A 17,372-nucleotide genomic window follows, 5' to 3' on the forward strand; every position below is an offset into this window, starting at 1 on the left:
GCAGACATTGCCGACGGCGACCGGATCGAACCCGTCTCCCTCCCGACTTGAAGCGAGCCAGCCCATGAAACCCCGGAACACCTTGACCCTGCTCGTCCCCGCGCTGGCCCTGCTGCTGGCCCCGCCCGCCGGTGCGCAGAGTTTGAGCGGCATGTTCAAGCGCGCGCTCGACGACGCCAGGCAGCAGATCGAACGGAAGGTCGAGAACAGTGCGCGCGAAGCCGCAACCCGGCCCGCGAAGGACGCACGCAACAGCGCCGGCGCGTCCTCGTCGTCCGACCGCGACTACGCCGCGCCGAGCCGGGACGTGCGCGCCGGCGACGTGCCGCAGCACCTGCTGCTGAAGCCGGCGGTCGGCAAGAAGTTCGACCCGGCGCAGGGCAAGCCGCAGATCATCGCGGTCAATCCCTACCTGCAACCGGACGACATCTTTTTCTCCGGCATGGCCGGCGTGCAGTGCCCGGCGGAAGGCGGCCTGATCGTCGCCGGCGATGCCGGCTTCAGTGCGAACGGCAACCCCATCGGCGAAGGCTACTGGCGCATCGCCGCCGACGGTGCCATCACGCCGCTGCTGAGCCGCCGCTACAAGGACGGCGGCGTGCGCTCAAACGCGCCCATGCTGCCGGCCAATCCGCCCAACAAGTCCTGGGCGGACGGCAATCTCCCGTCGCCCGGCTATTCGTACTACCGCGTCGATGGCTTCGGCCTGGGACGCAACGGCGACCTCCTGCTGGGCGCGAGCGATGTCGTGGTGCGCATCGCGCGCGACGGCCGCGTGCGGCGCGTGGCCGGCAAGGCGGGGGAACAGGGCTTTGCCGACGGCACCGGCAGCGCGGTGCGCTTCAAGCATCCGGGGCGTCCGGTCGAGGACGACCAAGGCAATCTGTGGCTGGCCGATCAGGACGGCTGCGCGATCCGCAAGATCGCCGCCGATGGCACGGTCAGCACGCTGATCGGCCCCGACCGCCTGTGCAACCCCGCGCAGACGGCGGCGGAAGACCAGATCATCCCCGACAACATGCTCTGGGACGCGCAGCGCGGCGAACTGATCGTGGGCGGCAATTTCATCCGTCCCAAGCCGCACGACCTGTACCACACGATCTGGCGCATCCGTCCCGACGGGCAGGCGCGCCGCGTGCTGTACGCCCGCAAGAACGGCGGTACTGCATTGGCGCTGGACGGCATCCACTCCCTGGCACTGGACGCGCAGGGCACCCTGCACGCGGGCGTGGGCCGGCCCGGCCGCAACCAATCGATCCTGCGGCTGGACGAAGCCGGCGGCAAGACGACGTTCCTGACCGGCACCGGCTACACCAGCTTCGCGCCGGGCAACGAAAGCTATCCGGTGGACGGCACCGCCAGCACCAGCAATTTCCGCGCGAGCGGGGACATGTGCTTCGCCACGGACGGCAGCCTGTACGTCATCGACTACCACCTGCTGCGCCGCTACGACCCGGCGGCGAAAACGGTGCGCACCTGGGCGTATTGAGCATCGACAACGAGCGACCACCCACCACCAACGGAGAACACCCATGAACACCCGCCATCTCCTCATCGCCAGCCTCCTGCTCGCCTTCGCCATCGACGTCATGGCGCAGGACAAGAAGCCTGTCGACGCCGCTGCCAAGCCCGCGCCCGTCGTCGTGTCCGCGCAGGCATTGCCGGCAGCGGCCGCCAAAGCGAGCGCCGTCAACGCCGCCGACAAACCCGCGCAGCCGCAACCCCAATCGCTGCGCGCCGCGAAGAAAAAGACCGGCGGCGGCCAGACCGAAGACGATCTCTACGTCGGCGTGAAGTGATCCGTCCGCCCACCATCCAATCGAGGAACCCGCCGTGAGACCACGCCATGCTGCCCTGCTCGCCCTGCTCGCCATGCCGTGCATCGCCTTGCCGGCACAAGCGCAGCGGTCGTCTTATCAAATGATGCAGGACACCAACCGGATGCTGATGAACCGGGTCAACGGCAAGATGGCGCCGTCGAAGCCGGCGGCATCGGCGGTGCCAGCGTCGCCGGCGGCGACCCGGTTCACCCCGGTCGCCGGCGACGATTCGGTGAAGCAGCTGGCCGACAGCCTGGGCAACACGCCGGAGGAACGCGGGCAGATTTTGCAACTGGCCGGCGCAGGCAAGGAAATATTCGCGCAGAAGTACAAGGGCAAGTGGGACAACACGCTGGCCGGTGCGATGACGTTCTTCGTCGTCGCCGCGTACATCGTCGATACCGAACAGCAGCCCAGCGCCGAGGCGGAAAATGCGCTGTTCAACTCGCTCAACGCCATGCTGGCGCAATCGGACATCGTGCGCGCCTCGAACGCGGAGAAGACCGGGCTGTACAACGTGCTGCTGGCCAGCGCCGGCCTGCCGCTGGTGATCTACGTGGAGGGCAAGGAGAAGAACAATGCCGGACTGGTGGAACAGTCGAAGGTGATGGCGGCGGGGTTCGGTCGCAAATTGTTCAACATGGAGATGCGGGAACTGACCGGGATGCTGGGTGCCGGTGGCGGTGCGGGCACGCCTGTTGCCAGTGCGCCGACCACGCAGGCGACCGCCTCCGGCGGCGCGACCGGGCTCGACGGCCGCTACGACTGCCAGATGGCCGCGCTGCAGTTCGACGGCGTGAGCTACGTCACCCAATACCGGCCCACCGGGATGTGGTTCACGATCAAGGGCGGCACGTATTCGGCGCAATCGGGCGGCGGCAGGATCGAGGCCGGCGGCGATGTCGTCGGCTTCCACAGCGGCACCTACGATGGCTGGCGCGGCGCGCGCCGGGGCGAGGCCATCGTGTTTCGCAAGAACGACTACGGCAATCCGCGACCGGGCGAGAGCATCAAGAGCGGCGATTTCCGCTGTGGGCGGCGGTCGGGCTGAGGCGAGAAGGGCGAAGCGCGGTCAGTGCAGGCCGAGTTGCTTCGCCAGCGACTCGGCGGCGGCTCGGTTGAGTTCCTGCGGCAGGAGGGATTCGCGCAGCACGGGCAAGGCTTGCTGCAGCAATGTGCGTGCATCGTTCTGCTTGCCCTGCGCGGCGAGGATGGCGGCCATTTCCGCTTGGGCGATGGCGGTCTTGACCGGGTTTTGACCGGCCTGATACTGCGCGATCGCCTTGTCCTGTTCGCGCTCCGCGACGGCAAAATCGCCGCGCAGGCGCGCGAAACCCGCATTGACGCGAGTCAGCACGGTCTGCATCTGCGGGTCGGAACCGGGTGCTGCCGCAAACGCGCTGTTCGCTTCTCCGAGCAGGGCGACAGCTGCGGCGCCATCGCCGTCTTCCAGCAGGATCCGCAGGATCTGCAGCGTCAGCAGTCGATATTCGCTGGCACCGTCCTCGCCCATGCCCTGCGCGATCACGCGCAGCTCCCGCAACCGCGCCAGTTCCCGCGCGTGCCCGCGGTCGGCCGCCATGACCAAGGCGACATGACGTTCGAGGCTGATGCGGAACGGATCGTTCGGTGCGAGTTTCGCTTCGTCGATGAACGCCATGGCCGCGCGCGCGTCGGCGATCGCGCCGGAGACATCGCCGAATTCCGATTTGGCATTGGCCAGGTTGGCAAGGCCGATCGCCCGCTGCAACGGTGACGTCATCCCGATCGCCGTGCCCAGGCCGTTCGCTTTCTCCATCGCTGCGATCGCCTCGCGATAACGACCGCTGCGCTGCAACGCCAGCGCCAGTCCGTTGTAGAGCACGTCCACGCTTTTCTGCCCGCCGGCACCCGTGCTTTCCTGCTGCGCGATGACCTGCCGGAAGAGGACGACGGCCTCGTCCGGCCTGCCGACGAACGTCAGACCGATCGCCTTCTCGTGGTACAGCCCCAGCCGCAACGGCGAGGCTTTCGGAACATGCTGCCGATCCGCATAGATGAGGGCTTCGCTCGCCGTGCGCAATTGCCGCAGGTGGTCGCCGGCCACGCCGTGGAGTTCGGTCACGTTCTGATAGAGCTTCAACATCACCGGCACCGACACATCGGGCAGGCTGCGGCCCAGCGCCAGCGCCCGGTTTCCCTGCGCGATGAGCGGCTCAGCGCCCTGTCGCTGCAATTGACCGAGGCTTATGTGTGCGAGCGCCAGGAAATTCTGCATCGGATCGCCGGGTGCGAACCGCCTGCGCAGCGCGATCGCACGCTGGGCCGGCGCCATGCCCTGATCGGGCTTGTCGCGCATGTCCAGCGTTTCGGCATAGGCCACCAGTTCGTCCGCCAGCGCCAATGCGTCTTCCCTGCGGGTCGGCTCGATACCTGTCAGGCCGGCGGCGAGCAGGGATTCGGCGGCCGCGTAATCGCCGATGGAAAAGTACAGCTGGCCCAGCGTGCGCTGGATGGATTTGCGGACTTCAGGCACAAGGCGCTGGTCACGGAGCTGAGTGCGGCCCGCATCCAGCAGTTGATGCACGCTGATTTGGCGGCCGAATGCCTGCTCAGGCGCGGCAGCGGCGAGCGTGCGGGTCAGGAAGCCGAGGGTCGCCCGAGAAACCGCGCTTTCCCGTTCCGCGATGCGCGCCTGCCACAGCGCCACACCAGTGCCTGCAAGCAGCGCGACACTCACCGCGCCGATGGATGCCGCCAACAGTCGATTGCGTCGCAACCACAGCTTCGCGCGTTTCCCGCGCGACAGCGGCACCGCGACGATGGGCCGGTCGTCCAGCCAGGCCTTGAGGTCGTTCGCCAACGCGTCGGCGGAGGCGTAGCGCTGTTCCGGGTCGCGGCGCAGGCAGGCCTGCACGATGTCGGCCAGGCTGCCGCGCAGGGCGCGCGACAAGGTCGCCGGGCTCAGTCCGCCGCGCTGCGCAGCCTGTTCCGGCGTGGCCTGCGCAGCGGCGCGGGTCAGCGGTTCCGGGTCGCGCTCCAATTGCTGCAATTGGTTGGCAACCGGCGTGTCGCGGGTCAGCCCGAACGGGTGCGCGCCGGACAGCAGCCGGTGCAGGATCACGCCGAGCTGCCAGAGGTCGGTGGCGGTGGTGATCGGCGCGTCGTGCAGTTGCTCGGGGCTGGCGTATTCGAAGGTCAGCGCGCGGTCGTTGGTGGCGGTGGCGCCACTGTCCTGCAGCTGCTTGGCGATGCCGAAGTCGAGCAGCTTGACCCGGCCGTCGGTGTCCACCAGCAGGTTGGACGGCTTGAGGTCGCGGTGCACCACCAGGTTGCGATGCGCGTAGCGCACCGCGTCGAGCACCTGAAGGAACAGCACGATGCGCCCGCGCAGGCCGAGCTTGCGCGCGTCGCACCAGCGGTCGATGGGCTCGCCGTCGACGCGCTCCATCACGAAATACGGCTCCCCCTCGGCGCTGATGCCGCCGTCCAGCAGGGTGGCGATGTTGGGATGCTGCAGGCCGGCCAGGATCTGCCGCTCGCGCAGGAAGCGCTCGCGCGCGGCCTGCGAATCGGCGCTGGCGCGGATCAGCTTGAGCGCGGCGCGCTGCGCGTAGGCACCGTCGCCGCGTTCCGCCGCGTACACCGCACCCATGCCGCCGCGGCCGATCACGCCGACGATCTTCCACGCGCCGATGCTGCGGCCGACCTGGTGGTCGCCGTCACCCGCCTCCACCGCCAGCGCCTCGCCCCAGCGCGGCGCGTTGCCGAACGGTTCGGTGGCCGCCGCGTCCGCGTCGAGCAGAGTGCGCACCTGCGCCAGCAGCGCGTCGTCGCCTGCGCACAGTTCCCGCAGGCGCCGCTCGCGCGCCTCGCCTTCGAGGTCGGCGACGAGGTCGAAGATCGCCAGCGCGCGCTGGCGGCGTTGCGTGTCGTTCATGCGCCCATTTCCGCAAGCAGGAAGGCGCGCGCCTTGCGCCAGTCGCGGCGCACGGTGCGGTCGGTGATGCCCAGCATCGCGGCGATCTCGGTTTCCTCGTAGCCGCCGAAGTAGCGCAGTTCCACGATCTGCGCGGCGCGCTCGTCGAGCCTGTGCAACGAGGTCAGCAGTTCGTCCAGCGCCAGCACCTCGATCGCGGCGGCGTCGCCGCTGCCGAGCGACGCGGTCAGGGTCAGCGCGTCCTGGCCGCCGCCGCGCTTGTCCGCCTTGCGCGCGCGCGCGTCGTCCACCAGCACCTGCCGCATCGCCCGCGCCGACAGCGCCAGCAGGTGGTTGCGGTCGATGGCCGCCAGCCGCGCGCCGCCGGCCAGTTTCAGATAGGCCTCGTGGACCAGCGCGGTGGTCTGGAAGTCGTCGCGCATGCGCCGCAGCTGCAGGCGCGCGGCGCGCTTGAGCTCGTCGTACACGGCGGAATAGGCCGCCCCCAGCGCCGCGTCGTCGCCCGCGCGGGCACGGGCGAGCAGCACGGTGACCTCGGTTCCGGGGCTCGCTTCCATGGCCTGCGTCCGAATGTGTCCTGTTTCGCGGCGGAGTTTCGCATACCCCAATCACGCCGGCAGAGCCGCCGGTTTCATCCAACGGGGAACACCATGCACGCCATCCTTCGCCGCCGGTCGTCGCCGGTCCTGTCCGTCCTGACCCTGGCGTTGCTGGGGGCGATGTCGATGCCGGCGATGGCGACCGATCCGCCATGCAAGTACCCCGATGGCAGCGAGGTACTCCCGGCGCCCCCACCGGCAAAGGCAGCGAAGGCGGTCTCGACAACACGACCTGCTACATGTTCGCCAGCGCCTTCGACCAGTACAACAACGCCAGCGGTGACATCAGCAGCGCGTTCGGCTGGCAAAACGATGCCTGGAATTATGCCGCCAGCGCCTTCGGCGCCTACAACGTCGCCAGCGGTTACCGCAGCAGCGCCTTCGGCTACGACAACACCGCCAGCGAGTGGGAAACCAGCGCCTTCGGCGCGTCGAACCGCGCCACCGGCATCAACAGCAGCGCCTTCGGCCGCAACAACTGGGCTTCCGGCCAGGACTCCAGCGCGCTCGGCGATGGCAACAGGGCTTATGGCGACTACAGCAATGCCTTCGGTCTGTGGAGCGCCAGCAATACCTACGCCACCGCCCTTGGCTTGCGCGGTGCGGCCAGAGGCATCGGCAGTGTGGCGATCGCCGGCTTCTTCGACCGCAACGGCAATGGGCATGAAGACATCGACATCGCCGGTACCGATTCCACCGAAACCGCCTATGCCAGCGGCAGGAGTTCGGTGGCCGTGGGCGCGGGCGTGCAGGCCACCAACTACGCCAGCACGGCGGTGGGCGTGGACAACATCGCCAGCGGTTCCGCGTCCAGCGTGTTCGGCTTCCAGTCCCAGGCGCTGGAAGTCGGCGCCACCGCGATTGGCTATCGCGCCATCGGCGACCGTGCCTATGCGCTCTCGGTAGGCCAGACCGGTGGCGAAAAGCAGATCATCCACCTGGCCGACGGTACGCAAGACACCGACGCGGTGAACCTGCGCCAGTTGAACGCGGCGATTGCCGGCGTGGATGGTTTCGGCGGGTTCTCAATCAGCGCGAACGGTGGCGTGGCGAAAGCGATTGGCGATGGCGAAACCGTCGATTTCGCCGACGCCGACCCGAACGGCAACCTCACCGTATCGCGCACCGGCAATACCATCACCTACGGCTTCGCCGCCGCGCCGACCTTCAGCGGCCTGACCGTGGGGGGCGGTGGCGCGAGCTTCACCATCGTCAACAACACCATCGTGAACATGGGTGGCAACGTGGTGGGCGGCGTGGCTGATGGCGTCGCCTCCACCGATGCGGTGAACAGGGGGCAACTGGATGCCGGCCTTCTGACCGCCAACAACAACGCGGCGGCGGCGCAAGCCACCGCGAACAGTGCCTTGACCGCCGCAGGCGCGGCGCAGAACACCGCGAATCAGGCGGTGAGCGATGCCGCAGCAGCGCAGGGCACGGCAGACACGGCACTGACTGCCGCAAACGCCGCGCAGGCGTCGGCGGATGCTGCACAAGCCACTGCCAACACCGCCGTGACCAAGGCGGATGCCGCGCAAGCGACGGCCAACACCGCCGTCACCAAGGCCGACGCCGCGCAGGCCACGGCGGACACCGCGCTGGCCGCCGCAGGCAACGCCATCACGACGGCGAACACGTACACCGACACGCGCGAAACCGCGATCCGCGCCGACATGACGGCGGGCGATGCGGCCACGCTGGCGTCATCGAAGACCTACACGGACACGAGGTCTGCACAGACGCTGGCTTCGGCGAATGCCTACACCGACAGCAAGTTCGCCGCGTGGAACGACACATTCACCCAGTACCAGCAGCAGGTGGACCACCGCTTCGCGCAGACCGACAAGCGCATCGACCAGGTCGGCGCGATGGGCAGCGCGATGGCCGCGGCCGCGATCAACACCGCCGGCCTGCCCGGCCAGAACCGCGTCGGCGTGGGCGTGGGCGCGCAGAACGGCCGCACCGCCGTTGCCATCGGCTACCAGAGGCTGGTGCGTCCGAACGTGAGCGTGTCGCTGACTGGCGCCTTCTCCGGCAACGACCACGCCGTTTCCGCAGGTACCGGTTTCAGCTGGTGAGCCCGCGGGCCTTCCCGATCAACGACCTATCCGATCAACGCCGGCATTCCGCCGGCACCACATCTGCGAGGAATACCATGAACACGAACTCCAGGAATCGCCGGCCGTCGCCGGTCCTGTCCGTCCTCAGCCTGGCCCTGCTGGCCGCATTGTCGATGCCCGCATTCGCCGCCGATCCGGCCTGCATCGACACCGCCGGCAACCCGACCGGCGCATCGACCGACCAGGGCAGCGAACACGGGCAGGAAAACAGCACCTGTTCGACCGGCGCCAGCGCGTATGGCGTGCGGAACAACGCCAGCGGCGTGGCGTCCATGGCCTTCGGCAACTACAACGTGGCCACCGGCATGGAAAGTTCCGCCTTCGGCAACGGCAACTTCGCCTCGGGCCAATGGGCCAGCGCATTCGGCGCGTTCAACCAGGCCACCGGGCTGCGGAGCAGCGCGTTCGGCCTCCTGGGCATCGCGTCGGGGTGGGCAGCGTGGTGTTTTCCGGGTGGTACGACCGCGACCGCGACGGCAATTTCGATCTGGATGAAACCTCGCGCGCCACCGGCACCTCGGCCGTCGCGTTGGGCGCCGGGGCGAACGCGACCGCGAGCTATGCCGTCGCGGTCGGCGTGAATGCAGCCGCCGGTGGCGAGGAGAGCGTGGCCTTCGGCGTCGGTGCCGAAGCAAGCGGCCCGTACAGCGTGGCCATGGGGCGCGGCACCACCGCGTTCGGCGACTCCGCCATCGCGATCGGCAATGGCGCTTACGCCAGCGGCGAAAACTCCAATGCCATGGGCGTGGCAAGCAACGCCATGGCGCCTTGGAGCAACGCCATCGGCATCTGGAGCAACGCCGAGTCGATGTACAGCAGCTCGATCGGCTACGGCGGCCTGTCCTCCGGGCGCGGCAGCCTGGCGCTGTCCAGCTTCTACGACCTCGACGGCAACGGCTACATGGACTGGAACATCGCCATCGGCGGCCTGGATCCCAATTGCGATCCGATGGTGGGCGAATGCTGGGGCAGCACGGAGGCGGCGCGCTCGGTCGGCAACTATTCGGTCGCGGTGGGCGGCGCGGTACTGGCGCAGGGCAACCGCAGCGTGGCGGTGGGCGTGGCCAACACCGCGCGCGGCGCCGACAGCAGCGTGTTCGGCTCGCATGGCGCGGCCACGGGCGACGGCAGTCTGGCGCTGTCCACGTTCTTCGCGGGCGAGGGTTCGGGGCTGGACATCGATCTGGACGGCGACGGGATGATGGATGCCAGCAGCCGCGGCGCCATCGCCACCGGGCGCAATTCCGTGGCGATCGGCGGCGGCGTGCGCACCGATGGCGGCGACAGCGTGGTGGTCGGCGGCTACAGCACCGTGGCGGGAACCGGCTCCTCCGCGTTCGGCATGTACAACACGGTCTCGGCGGACTATGCCGGCGCGTTCGGCTACCAGTCGCAGGTGCTCAACGTCGGCGGCACCGCCATCGGCTATCAGGCCATCGCCGACCGCAACTACGCGGTGTCCATCGGCCAGGCGGGCGCCGAACACCAGATCATCCACCTCGCCGCCGGCACCGAAGATACCGACGCGGTCAACCTGGGCCAGCTGAACGCGGCCATCGCCGGCGTCAGCGGCGGCGGCGCCGACGCACACTTCTTCAGCGTCAATTCCACCGACAGCGGCGCCGGCAACTACAACAACGACGGCGCGTCCGGCACGGATGCGATCGCGGCGGGCGTGAACAACCTCGCCAGCGCCAACCAGAGCAGCGCCGTCGGCACCCGCAACACGGCCTCGGGGGAGATGAGCACGGCCGTGGGCAACAACAACACGGCCAGCGGCAGCTATGCCCAGGCCGTCGGCATCAACAACGTGGTCGGCGGCACGTCGGGCATGGCGTTCGGCGACATGAACACCGCCAGCGACTACAGCAGCGCCTTCGGCCGCTTCAACAACGCCACCGGCGACAACGCCAACGCGTTCGGCCTGGTGAACAACGCCACCGCTTCGGGCAGCAGCGCCTTCGGCACCGGCAACACCGCCAGCGGCCTCCAGAGCAGCGCCTTCGGCTACGGCAACGCGGCCGGCGGGACGGGCAGCAGCGCGTTCGGCTTCTCTAGCCAGGCGGGCGGAAACTGGAGCACCGCCCTTGGCGCCGGCGCGCTGGCCAAGGCGGACTACGGCACCGCGATCGGGTTCCAGGCGGTCGCCAACGAATCGTTCGTGGTGTCGTTCGGGCATGCGGCCAGCGACCTCGACGGCAACGGCAACGGCTACGGCAGCGATCTCGACGCGCGCCTGATCCATATCGCCGGCGGCATCGACGATACCGACGCGGTGAACGTGGGCCAGTTGAACACGGCCATCGCCACGGCCGGCGGCTTCGCCGACTTCTCCGGCATGGTGGCGGCCTTCGGCGGCGGCGCGGCATGGACGGGCGGCATCTTCACGCCGCCCAGCTACACCATCCAGGGCACCAGCTACGGCAACGTCGGCGACGCCCTCGCCGCCATCGACACGTGGATGAGCGGCAACACCGGCGGCACGCAGGGCCCTGCCGGGCCGCAGGGTCCCGCTGGCCCGCAGGGACCGGCCGGTCCGCAAGGCCCGCAGGGGCCGGCGGGCGCGGACGGCACCGGCGGCGGCTCCGCGCTGGCGGTGGAATACGACGACGCCGACCGCGCCAGCATCACCCTCGCGGGCGCGAGCGGCGAAGGCGGCAACGAAGGCACGCAGGTGAAGAACCTGGCCGATGGCGTCGCGCCGATGGACGCGGTGAACGTGCGGCAGATGCAGGCGGGCGACGCCGCCACGCTGTCGTCCGCGAAGACCTATACCGACAGCAGGTTCGCCGCCTGGAACGACACGTTCGCCCAGTACCAGCAGCAGGTGGACCGCCGCTTCGTGCAGACCGACCGCCGCATCGACCGGATCGGCGCGATGGGCAGCGCGATGACCCACATGGCGGTGAACGCGGCGATCGGCGCCAGCCCGCGCGGGCGCATCGCAATAGGTATTGGCGCGCAGGGCGGCCAGGGCGCGGTGTCGATCGGCTACGGCAAGCGCATCGGCGACCGCGGCTCGTTCAGCCTCGGCGCGGCGTTCGGCAGCGGCGAATCGTCGGCCGGCGCGGGCTTCGGCTTCGACCTGTAATCCATCGCCACCACGGCGTGGCGCGCGCCGTCGCGCCACGCCCTCCATCGGGGAATCGACCATGCAACGCCATCGATGCAGCAAGCAGCTCGGCCTCGCCGCCGCGCTGTGCCTTTCCACCGGGATCGCCGTTGCCGGCGATCCGCCCATCGCCATCGCCGAGCAGGCCGCGATCGACTACGGCGCCGGCGCCGTGTTCGGCGATGCGGTGAACCAGCGGTTCGCGCAGGTGTTCCAGGTGCGCGGCGACGGGTACATCACCCACCTGATGGTGCCGGTGAACTGCGTGACCTCGCCGGAGCCGACCCTGACCGTCAGCATCCAGACCCTAGACAGCCTCGGCCGGCCCAGCGGCACCACCCTCGCCGTGCAGCGCGCGCGCGGCTGGCGGGTCGACGCCGTGCCGGGCACGGTCGGCGAGGTCGGCCTGCGGATGATCCCGTTCGACCGCCCGGCGCGGGTGCAGCCGGGCCTGTACGCGTTCGTCCTCGACGCCGTCGGCGGCACCTGCCAGCTCTGGTACGGCCCGCAGGGCGATACCTACGCGGCGGGCGAGGCGCGGCTCGATGCGCGTTCGCGGCCGTTTCTGCGGCCGTGGGGCACGCTGCTGCCGCGCGACCTGACCTTCCAGGTGTACTGGCAGGGGCTGTGAGGCGACGGCGCGGCGCGCATGGCCGCGCCGTTTCCGCCCTCGATCAGCGCAGGCAGGCCGCGTCGCCGTCCGCGCAGTGCACGAACTGCACCGGCACGCCGTGCACCTCGAACACCGCCGCGTACTGGCGCTGGCGCTTCTGGAAGCGGCCGAAGCCGCGCTCCAGCGCGTCGCCGTCGCTGTCCTCCGGCGCGTTGCGGCGGCGCCATGCGGCCGGGTCGAGCATCGCGATGCGCACTTCGCCGTCGCCGTAGCGCACCAGCGGTTCCGGCGGCGCGTCCAGCAGGCATTCGCCGGCCGGTTCCAGCAACGCGGTTTCCAGCAGCGCCCACAGGCCGTCCAGGCCGACGTTGCGGTACTGCATCGCCATCATCGCCAGCAGGTCGTGCAGGCTCAGGTAGCGGACGTGCTCGATGCGCGCGCCCAGCCCGTCCTGCAACGCCAGCGCGGTGTCGGGCTTGGCCATGCCGGTGTCGAACAGCATCAGCTCCAGCTGCGCGGCGGCGGCGTCGAGAGTGGCCCCGCGCAGCACGAACGGCAGCAGCCGCAGCCCGCCGCCGGCCAGCGTCGGATCGCAGCGCAGCGGCGCCGGCACTTCGCCCTGCGCGTCCGCGCCGAATCCAATGATGCGCGCGCCCTGCGCCTGCCCCGGTGCGCGCTGCAGCAGTTCCAGCACGCGCCGGTGCAGCGGCCAGCCGGGGCGCAGCGCCTCGGCCGGGTCGAAATGCGCGGCCATCAGGGCCAGGTCGCAGCCGGCCACGTCCGGCGCCAGCTGCGCCAGGTCGCGGCCCAGCAAGGCGGCGACCTCGCCGGCGGCATCGGCGGGAAGCGCCGCGCGCTCCGGCAGGCCGCCGTCGCGCAGCTCGATGGCGATGACGCCGCGGAACGCGACGGGATCGGAATCGGTGGGGGTGAACGGCATGTGGAGTCCCGACTCGGAAGGGCGACGCTACACTCGTCCCGTCATTATGCGCGTGCCCGAGGTGAACCCATGCAACACGGTCGTCCTGTCGCCATCCTGGGCGGCGTCCGCATCCCGTTCTGCCGGCAGAACACGGCCTATGCGGACGTCGGCAACCTCGGCATGTCGGTGCGCACGCTGGGCGCGCTGGTGGAGAAGTTCGGCCTGCACGGGCAGCAGCTGGGCGAAGTGGCGATGGGCGCGGTGATCAAGCACTCGTCGGACTGGAACCTCGGCCGCGAGGCCGCGCTGTCCTCCGGCCTGTCGCCGCTGACGCCCGGCATCACCTTGCAGCGCGCCTGCGGCACCTCGCTGGACACCATCGTCCACATCGCCGGCAAGATCGCGACCGGGCAGATCGAAGCCGGCATCGGCGGCGGCTCCGACACCACCTCGGACGTACCGATCGTCTACGGCAAGGCGCTGCGCCAGCGCCTGCTCAAGGCCGCCGCGGGCAAGACCTTCAAGGACAAGCTGGCGGCGTTCAAGGGCTTCCGCTTCTCCGAACTGAAGCCGGACTTCCCCGGCGTGGCCGAGCCGCGCACCGGCAAGTCGATGGGCCAGCACTGCGAGGACATGGCGAAGGAGTGGAACATCGCCCGCGATTCGCAGGACGAGCTGGCCGTGGCCTCGCACCACAAGCTGGCCGCCGCCTACGCGCGCGGGTTCTTCGACGACCTGGTGGTGAGCTTCCGCGGCGTCTCGCGCGACAACAACCTGCGCCCGGACACCAGCATCGAGAAGCTGGCGACGTTGAAGCCGGCGTTCGACAAGACCTCCGGCAAGGGCACCCTGACCGCCGGCAATTCCACCCCGCTGACCGACGGCGCCTCCGCCTGCCTGCTGTCCACCGACGAATGGGCCGCGCAGCACGGCCACGAGGTACTGTGCCATTTGCGCGACGCGCAGGTGGCCGCCGTCGATTTCGTCCACGGCGAAGGCCTGCTGATGGCGCCGACCGTGGCGGTGGCGGAGATGCTCAAGCGCAACAACCTGACCTTGCAGGATTTCGACTTCTACGAGATCCACGAAGCCTTCGCCGCGCAGGTGCTGTGCACGCTGCGCGCGTGGGAGAGCGAGGACTACTGCAGGAACCGCCTCGGGCTGGACGCGCCGTTGGGGCGCATCGATCCGGCCAAGATCAATCCGAACGGCTCCTCGCTGGCCGCCGGCCACCCGTTCGCGGCGACAGGCGCACGCATCGTCGCCACCGCCGCGAAGGAGCTGAAGCAGCGCGGCGGCGGGCGCTGCCTGGTCAGCATCTGCACCGCGGGCGGGATGGGCGTGGTGGCGATTCTGGAAAGGTAATTCCTTTCCAGACAATCACTTGAAGGGAACTGTCAGTTTTCTACTAATTTGTCTCGAATTAGTAGTTGGCGGCTCAGAGGCTGAAACCTTCCTGGAATTTGCCGTACCGGCATCCGGCCCGCACATCATCGGCAGCCAACCCCGCGTAGATCTCGGTACGGGCATTCGCACCTTGCACGTCGCGCAACAGGACTGCAAAGGCCGCTGCTTCATCGTATTCCGCGTCAGCGACGAGCACTGCATTGACGTGCTCCGCCTGCTGCACGACGGCATGGATTTATCCGCTCATTCTGCCCCGCACTGAATCGGGAACGGTAGCGTTTCAGGTCTTGTCCGCCATCGCCTTGATGACCTGCCGGATTGCCTGCCGCTTCTTCGACGGCAGGCGCAGATAGATTTCGATGGCAATCCTGTCGTCAACCGTTGTCGCTTCCGCCCATGCCGTCTTAGGCATATGGGCACGAGCGCGCGGTTTCGTGCCGTAGCGCAGCGTGTCCGCGTCGGTATCCAGCAAGCTAGCCAGCAACTCCAGCTTGTCTTGCTCCGGTATTGACAGACCAATCAGCCAGCGCCTGACGCCTTGGTACGTGACCGGTGTACCTCGGTAGTGCAAGTTGAACAGCTTTTCCAAAGCCGTTGGCCTGATCTCCAGGCCGGCGGCCGCCATCGCGGCCTTCAGCCGCTTGGAAAACTGCTGCTTATCATCCATGCGGCTACGTTGAAGCGCCGCTTGCACTCTTTGTTGAAGTTTGATTTCATTCAGAAATTGAACAGCTGCTTCAATTAGCTATTGAAGAAACGGAGGTGCCGTGACCGAAGCTAAAGAGAGCTTCATCCGTTGGCAAGCCGTCACACGCGAGCACATGAGTCGGGGATCAGACTTTAGTTCTGGGCTTGGCATCAGGTGCGGTCGCATTTCTGGGCAATCTGCTATGGGACGGAAATCCGCTTGTACCGTGCACCGTTGCCTTCGCTCTAGCGGCGTTCGGGCTGCAGGGCTTTCAGTGCTGGTTGCCCTATGGGGTGCCGTGAACCGGCTGAAAGATTTCAGGGCAACGACACGGATTGTGTCGGGCAAGGAGGACGGTGCGACGGACGATAGCTTGGCATCAGACAGAGCGTTCGTTTGGAAGCTGAGAACGACAATGTGGCTGCTGTTTCCCGTGCAGCCGGTGCTTTTCGGCTTTTCGGCAGCGGCACTGACGATGCTCATTCTGACAAATATAAGAACTGAATAAAGCATGCCGCGACTGGCTTAGGAAATGACCCATGCGATTACCATATTTTTCATGAATATTATATTAAGCATCAAGGATGCGCCGTGACTATTATTATAGGAATCATCATCGCCTTTCTTTTAGCTGTTTTTTTCATCGCCCGCGCAGGCAAAAATAAGGCTTCATCAAAGGCAATCTTTGATGGATACCTTGAATCAATTAAAAATGCAGCAGAAGTAGGTGAGCGCGCATATCGTGCGCAAATGGAAACACTAGGAGCGCATCCTAATGTTCGCGGAATCGCACTTGCCCGATTAGCCACATCCCTGTTTCCCGTAGCTTCCTATGCAATTGCAGAATCATCCGATGCCATCCCCTCATCCGTCACAGAATTTTCCCCCGTCTCCGGGAAAGATGTATGGAACCTCGCTAGCGGCATAGCACTTCAACCACTTGGAAATATCCGTGGGACTCCGCATTTTTCTGAAATCAAGGAAGATACCCACTATTCAATTAATCAATTTATCAACCTCATCAACTCTACCAACGTTCTTTCATCAAGCGCCGCCATAGAACCCGCAATCCACCTACTCTCACCGATTTGGTGCCGAGCCTTTGAGATTTCTGGCGTCCCCAGAAATAATCTGATCAATGGATACGCCGCACAGTACGTTACCTCAGGCATGCTTCAGCTTTTGGACGTATATGACTTATTAGCAACTTCCCGAAGTTAACAGCTTAAGCGAGGCTTCTTGACGTGCCAAGCATCACTCTGCAAGCCGCCGACCTCATAACAACGGGTGAATTATGCAACTAGGAGCTGATTGGATTGTCGCTTGTCCGCACTGCGCGGCGCCTATCGTCAAATCCCAAGGCGATTCCCCATACATCCTTCTTCCAACCATAATCAAATTAGTTAGGGAATTATGGTCGGACGGAAGAACATCATTCGGACTGGGCAGGGGATGTTCGGACAATCCCGCGAAATGCATAAAATGCAAAAATTATTTTTGGTGGAATGAGGCCGAAGACGTTTGCCACTACGTCCACCAGGATCGAGAACTCGAATCAGAACACACAAGCATTCCTGAAATACTCACCGCATTTGCCAGACATCCCGACAAGCCAACTGAAAAAGAATATTATCAATTGATTTCCGACGGATTCGCAAAAACTCGCAGCCAACAACTATCACTGCGGACCGCAGCATGGCGTAGAAGCAATGACGCATTTCGCAGGCATACGGATTCCGACGCCGCGACAATCTCCATGACGTCCTTGGAGAGGCAGGAAAATTTGGAGGCTCTTGCCGAATTGGCAGGCAGTGGGCTACACGATGAAAATAACGACATCCGCGATCACTACCTGATCATGAAAGCAGAAATACTCCGTGAGCTCGGAAAATTCAGTTCGGCGCTCTCGCTCCTGGATCAGATTGATTACTCATCCCTGCGAGCAGATATAGCTCAACAGTTGCGCCGCTCATGCTGGGATAGTGATTCAATCGTCTTGCAGCTTGACATGATTTCAATCAAGAACAATCGACCAAAAAATAGATTTGGACTCAATCGACCGCCTACCAACTCGACATTGAGCGAACAAAACCATAGCGACATGTCGTAAAGCGGCTGGATACCGACCATTTCAGAGAACCTGAACTTGCTCTAGCGCGAATAAGACGCTGG

General features: G+C 66.5%; 15 protein-coding genes. 10 read left to right on the plus strand and 5 right to left on the minus strand.

The features are described 5' to 3' along the window. Positions 1 to 64 precede the first annotated feature (64 nt). Genes H9L17_RS07695 through H9L17_RS07705 form a run of 3 tightly spaced genes read left to right on the plus strand, consistent with a single transcriptional unit; the run spans position 65 to position 2,871 of the window. Positions 65 to 1,489 (plus strand): NHL repeat-containing protein, encoded by a 1,425-nt coding sequence (locus H9L17_RS07695; protein WP_187571735.1) that lies wholly within the window; start codon positions 65 to 67, stop codon positions 1,487 to 1,489. A 43-nt stretch (positions 1,490 to 1,532) separates the two neighbouring features. Beyond that, positions 1,533 to 1,799 carry a hypothetical protein gene (locus tag H9L17_RS07700; RefSeq protein ID WP_187571736.1) on the plus strand — a complete coding sequence of 89 codons (267 nt, stop codon included), beginning with the start codon at positions 1,533 to 1,535 and terminating at the stop codon, positions 1,797 to 1,799. A gap of 34 nt (positions 1,800 to 1,833) precedes the next feature. Continuing rightward, a complete protein-coding gene (locus H9L17_RS07705; protein ID WP_187571737.1) occupies positions 1,834 to 2,871 on the plus strand; it encodes a DUF6683 family protein in 1,038 nt (345 codons plus the stop codon). A 21-nt stretch (positions 2,872 to 2,892) separates the two neighbouring features. Here H9L17_RS07705 and H9L17_RS07710 read toward each other — a convergent pair whose 3' ends face one another. Then, positions 2,893 to 5,739 (minus strand): serine/threonine-protein kinase, encoded by a 2,847-nt coding sequence (locus H9L17_RS07710; protein WP_187571738.1) that lies wholly within the window; start codon positions 5,737 to 5,739, stop codon positions 2,893 to 2,895. Beyond that, positions 5,736 to 6,296: an ECF-type sigma factor gene (locus H9L17_RS07715; RefSeq protein WP_187571739.1), complete on the minus strand. Its 561-nt coding sequence runs from the start codon at positions 6,294 to 6,296 to the stop codon at positions 5,736 to 5,738. The genes H9L17_RS07710 and H9L17_RS07715 overlap by 4 nt, the downstream gene beginning before the upstream one ends. 194 nt (positions 6,297 to 6,490) lie before the next feature. On the opposite strand from H9L17_RS07715, the gene H9L17_RS07720 reads away from it, so the two are divergent. The 4 genes from H9L17_RS07720 (at position 6,491) to H9L17_RS07730 (ending at position 12,201) form a co-directional block, all read left to right on the plus strand. Further along, a complete protein-coding gene (locus H9L17_RS07720; RefSeq protein WP_187571740.1) occupies positions 6,491 to 8,416 on the plus strand; it encodes a YadA-like family protein in 1,926 nt (641 codons plus the stop codon). A gap of 77 nt (positions 8,417 to 8,493) precedes the next feature. Then, positions 8,494 to 9,039 carry a hypothetical protein gene (locus H9L17_RS16020; protein ID WP_246455194.1) on the plus strand — a complete coding sequence of 182 codons (546 nt, stop codon included), beginning with the start codon at positions 8,494 to 8,496 and terminating at the stop codon, positions 9,037 to 9,039. Then, positions 8,988 to 11,549, plus strand: a complete 2,562-nt coding sequence (locus tag H9L17_RS07725; protein WP_343044067.1) for a YadA-like family protein — start codon at positions 8,988 to 8,990, stop codon at positions 11,547 to 11,549. The genes H9L17_RS16020 and H9L17_RS07725 overlap by 52 nt, the downstream gene beginning before the upstream one ends. A gap of 61 nt (positions 11,550 to 11,610) precedes the next feature. Then, positions 11,611 to 12,201: a hypothetical protein gene (locus tag H9L17_RS07730; RefSeq protein ID WP_187571742.1), complete on the plus strand. Its 591-nt coding sequence runs from the start codon at positions 11,611 to 11,613 to the stop codon at positions 12,199 to 12,201. 43 nt (positions 12,202 to 12,244) lie between these two features. On the opposite strand, the gene H9L17_RS07735 is transcribed toward H9L17_RS07730, so the two are convergent. Continuing rightward, positions 12,245 to 13,123: a hypothetical protein gene (locus H9L17_RS07735; protein ID WP_187571743.1), complete on the minus strand. Its 879-nt coding sequence runs from the start codon at positions 13,121 to 13,123 to the stop codon at positions 12,245 to 12,247. Positions 13,124 to 13,192: 69 nt separating this feature from the next. On the opposite strand from H9L17_RS07735, the gene H9L17_RS07740 reads away from it, so the two are divergent. Continuing rightward, positions 13,193 to 14,470 (plus strand): acetyl-CoA C-acetyltransferase, encoded by a 1,278-nt coding sequence (locus H9L17_RS07740; RefSeq protein WP_187571744.1) that lies wholly within the window; start codon positions 13,193 to 13,195, stop codon positions 14,468 to 14,470. A gap of 73 nt (positions 14,471 to 14,543) precedes the next feature. On the opposite strand, the gene H9L17_RS07745 is transcribed toward H9L17_RS07740, so the two are convergent. After that, on the minus strand, positions 14,544 to 14,735 hold the full coding sequence (locus tag H9L17_RS07745; RefSeq protein WP_187571745.1) for a hypothetical protein: 192 nt from the start codon (positions 14,733 to 14,735) through the stop codon (positions 14,544 to 14,546). A 57-nt stretch (positions 14,736 to 14,792) separates the two neighbouring features. Beyond that, the gene (locus H9L17_RS07750) at positions 14,793 to 15,179 is read right to left on the minus strand and encodes a transcriptional regulator (protein ID WP_187571746.1); all 387 of its coding nucleotides are present in this window, start codon (positions 15,177 to 15,179) and stop codon (positions 14,793 to 14,795) included. 612 nt (positions 15,180 to 15,791) lie between these two features. On the opposite strand from H9L17_RS07750, the gene H9L17_RS07755 reads away from it, so the two are divergent. Together H9L17_RS07755 and H9L17_RS07760 are read left to right on the plus strand one after the other, a co-directional pair. After that, on the plus strand, positions 15,792 to 16,421 hold the full coding sequence (locus H9L17_RS07755; protein WP_187571747.1) for a hypothetical protein: 630 nt from the start codon (positions 15,792 to 15,794) through the stop codon (positions 16,419 to 16,421). A 73-nt stretch (positions 16,422 to 16,494) separates the two neighbouring features. Beyond that, the gene (locus H9L17_RS07760) at positions 16,495 to 17,310 is read left to right on the plus strand and encodes a hypothetical protein (protein ID WP_187571748.1); all 816 of its coding nucleotides are present in this window, start codon (positions 16,495 to 16,497) and stop codon (positions 17,308 to 17,310) included. Positions 17,311 to 17,372 lie beyond the last annotated feature (62 nt).

Source organism: Thermomonas brevis (assembly GCF_014395425.1).
In the GTDB taxonomy this organism is placed as follows: domain Bacteria; phylum Pseudomonadota; class Gammaproteobacteria; order Xanthomonadales; family Xanthomonadaceae; genus Thermomonas; species Thermomonas brevis.

Coding starts and splice junctions, on each gene's coding strand:
- H9L17_RS07740 (WP_187571744.1), top strand. CDS start 13,193: ATGCAACACGGTCGTCCTGTCGCCATCCTGGGCGGCGTCCGCATCCCG.
- H9L17_RS07695 (WP_187571735.1), top strand. CDS start 65: ATGAAACCCCGGAACACCTTGACCCTGCTCGTCCCCGCGCTGGCCCTG.
- H9L17_RS07760 (WP_187571748.1), top strand. CDS start 16,495: ATGCAACTAGGAGCTGATTGGATTGTCGCTTGTCCGCACTGCGCGGCG.
- H9L17_RS07710 (WP_187571738.1), bottom strand. CDS start 5,739: ATGAACGACACGCAACGCCGCCAGCGCGCGCTGGCGATCTTCGACCTC.
- H9L17_RS07735 (WP_187571743.1), bottom strand. CDS start 13,123: ATGCCGTTCACCCCCACCGATTCCGATCCCGTCGCGTTCCGCGGCGTC.
- H9L17_RS07730 (WP_187571742.1), top strand. CDS start 11,611: ATGCAACGCCATCGATGCAGCAAGCAGCTCGGCCTCGCCGCCGCGCTG.
- H9L17_RS07715 (WP_187571739.1), bottom strand. CDS start 6,296: ATGGAAGCGAGCCCCGGAACCGAGGTCACCGTGCTGCTCGCCCGTGCC.
- H9L17_RS07720 (WP_187571740.1), top strand. CDS start 6,491: ATGCAAGTACCCCGATGGCAGCGAGGTACTCCCGGCGCCCCCACCGGC.
- H9L17_RS07700 (WP_187571736.1), top strand. CDS start 1,533: ATGAACACCCGCCATCTCCTCATCGCCAGCCTCCTGCTCGCCTTCGCC.
- H9L17_RS07750 (WP_187571746.1), bottom strand. CDS start 15,179: ATGGATGATAAGCAGCAGTTTTCCAAGCGGCTGAAGGCCGCGATGGCG.
- H9L17_RS16020 (WP_246455194.1), top strand. CDS start 8,494: ATGAACACGAACTCCAGGAATCGCCGGCCGTCGCCGGTCCTGTCCGTC.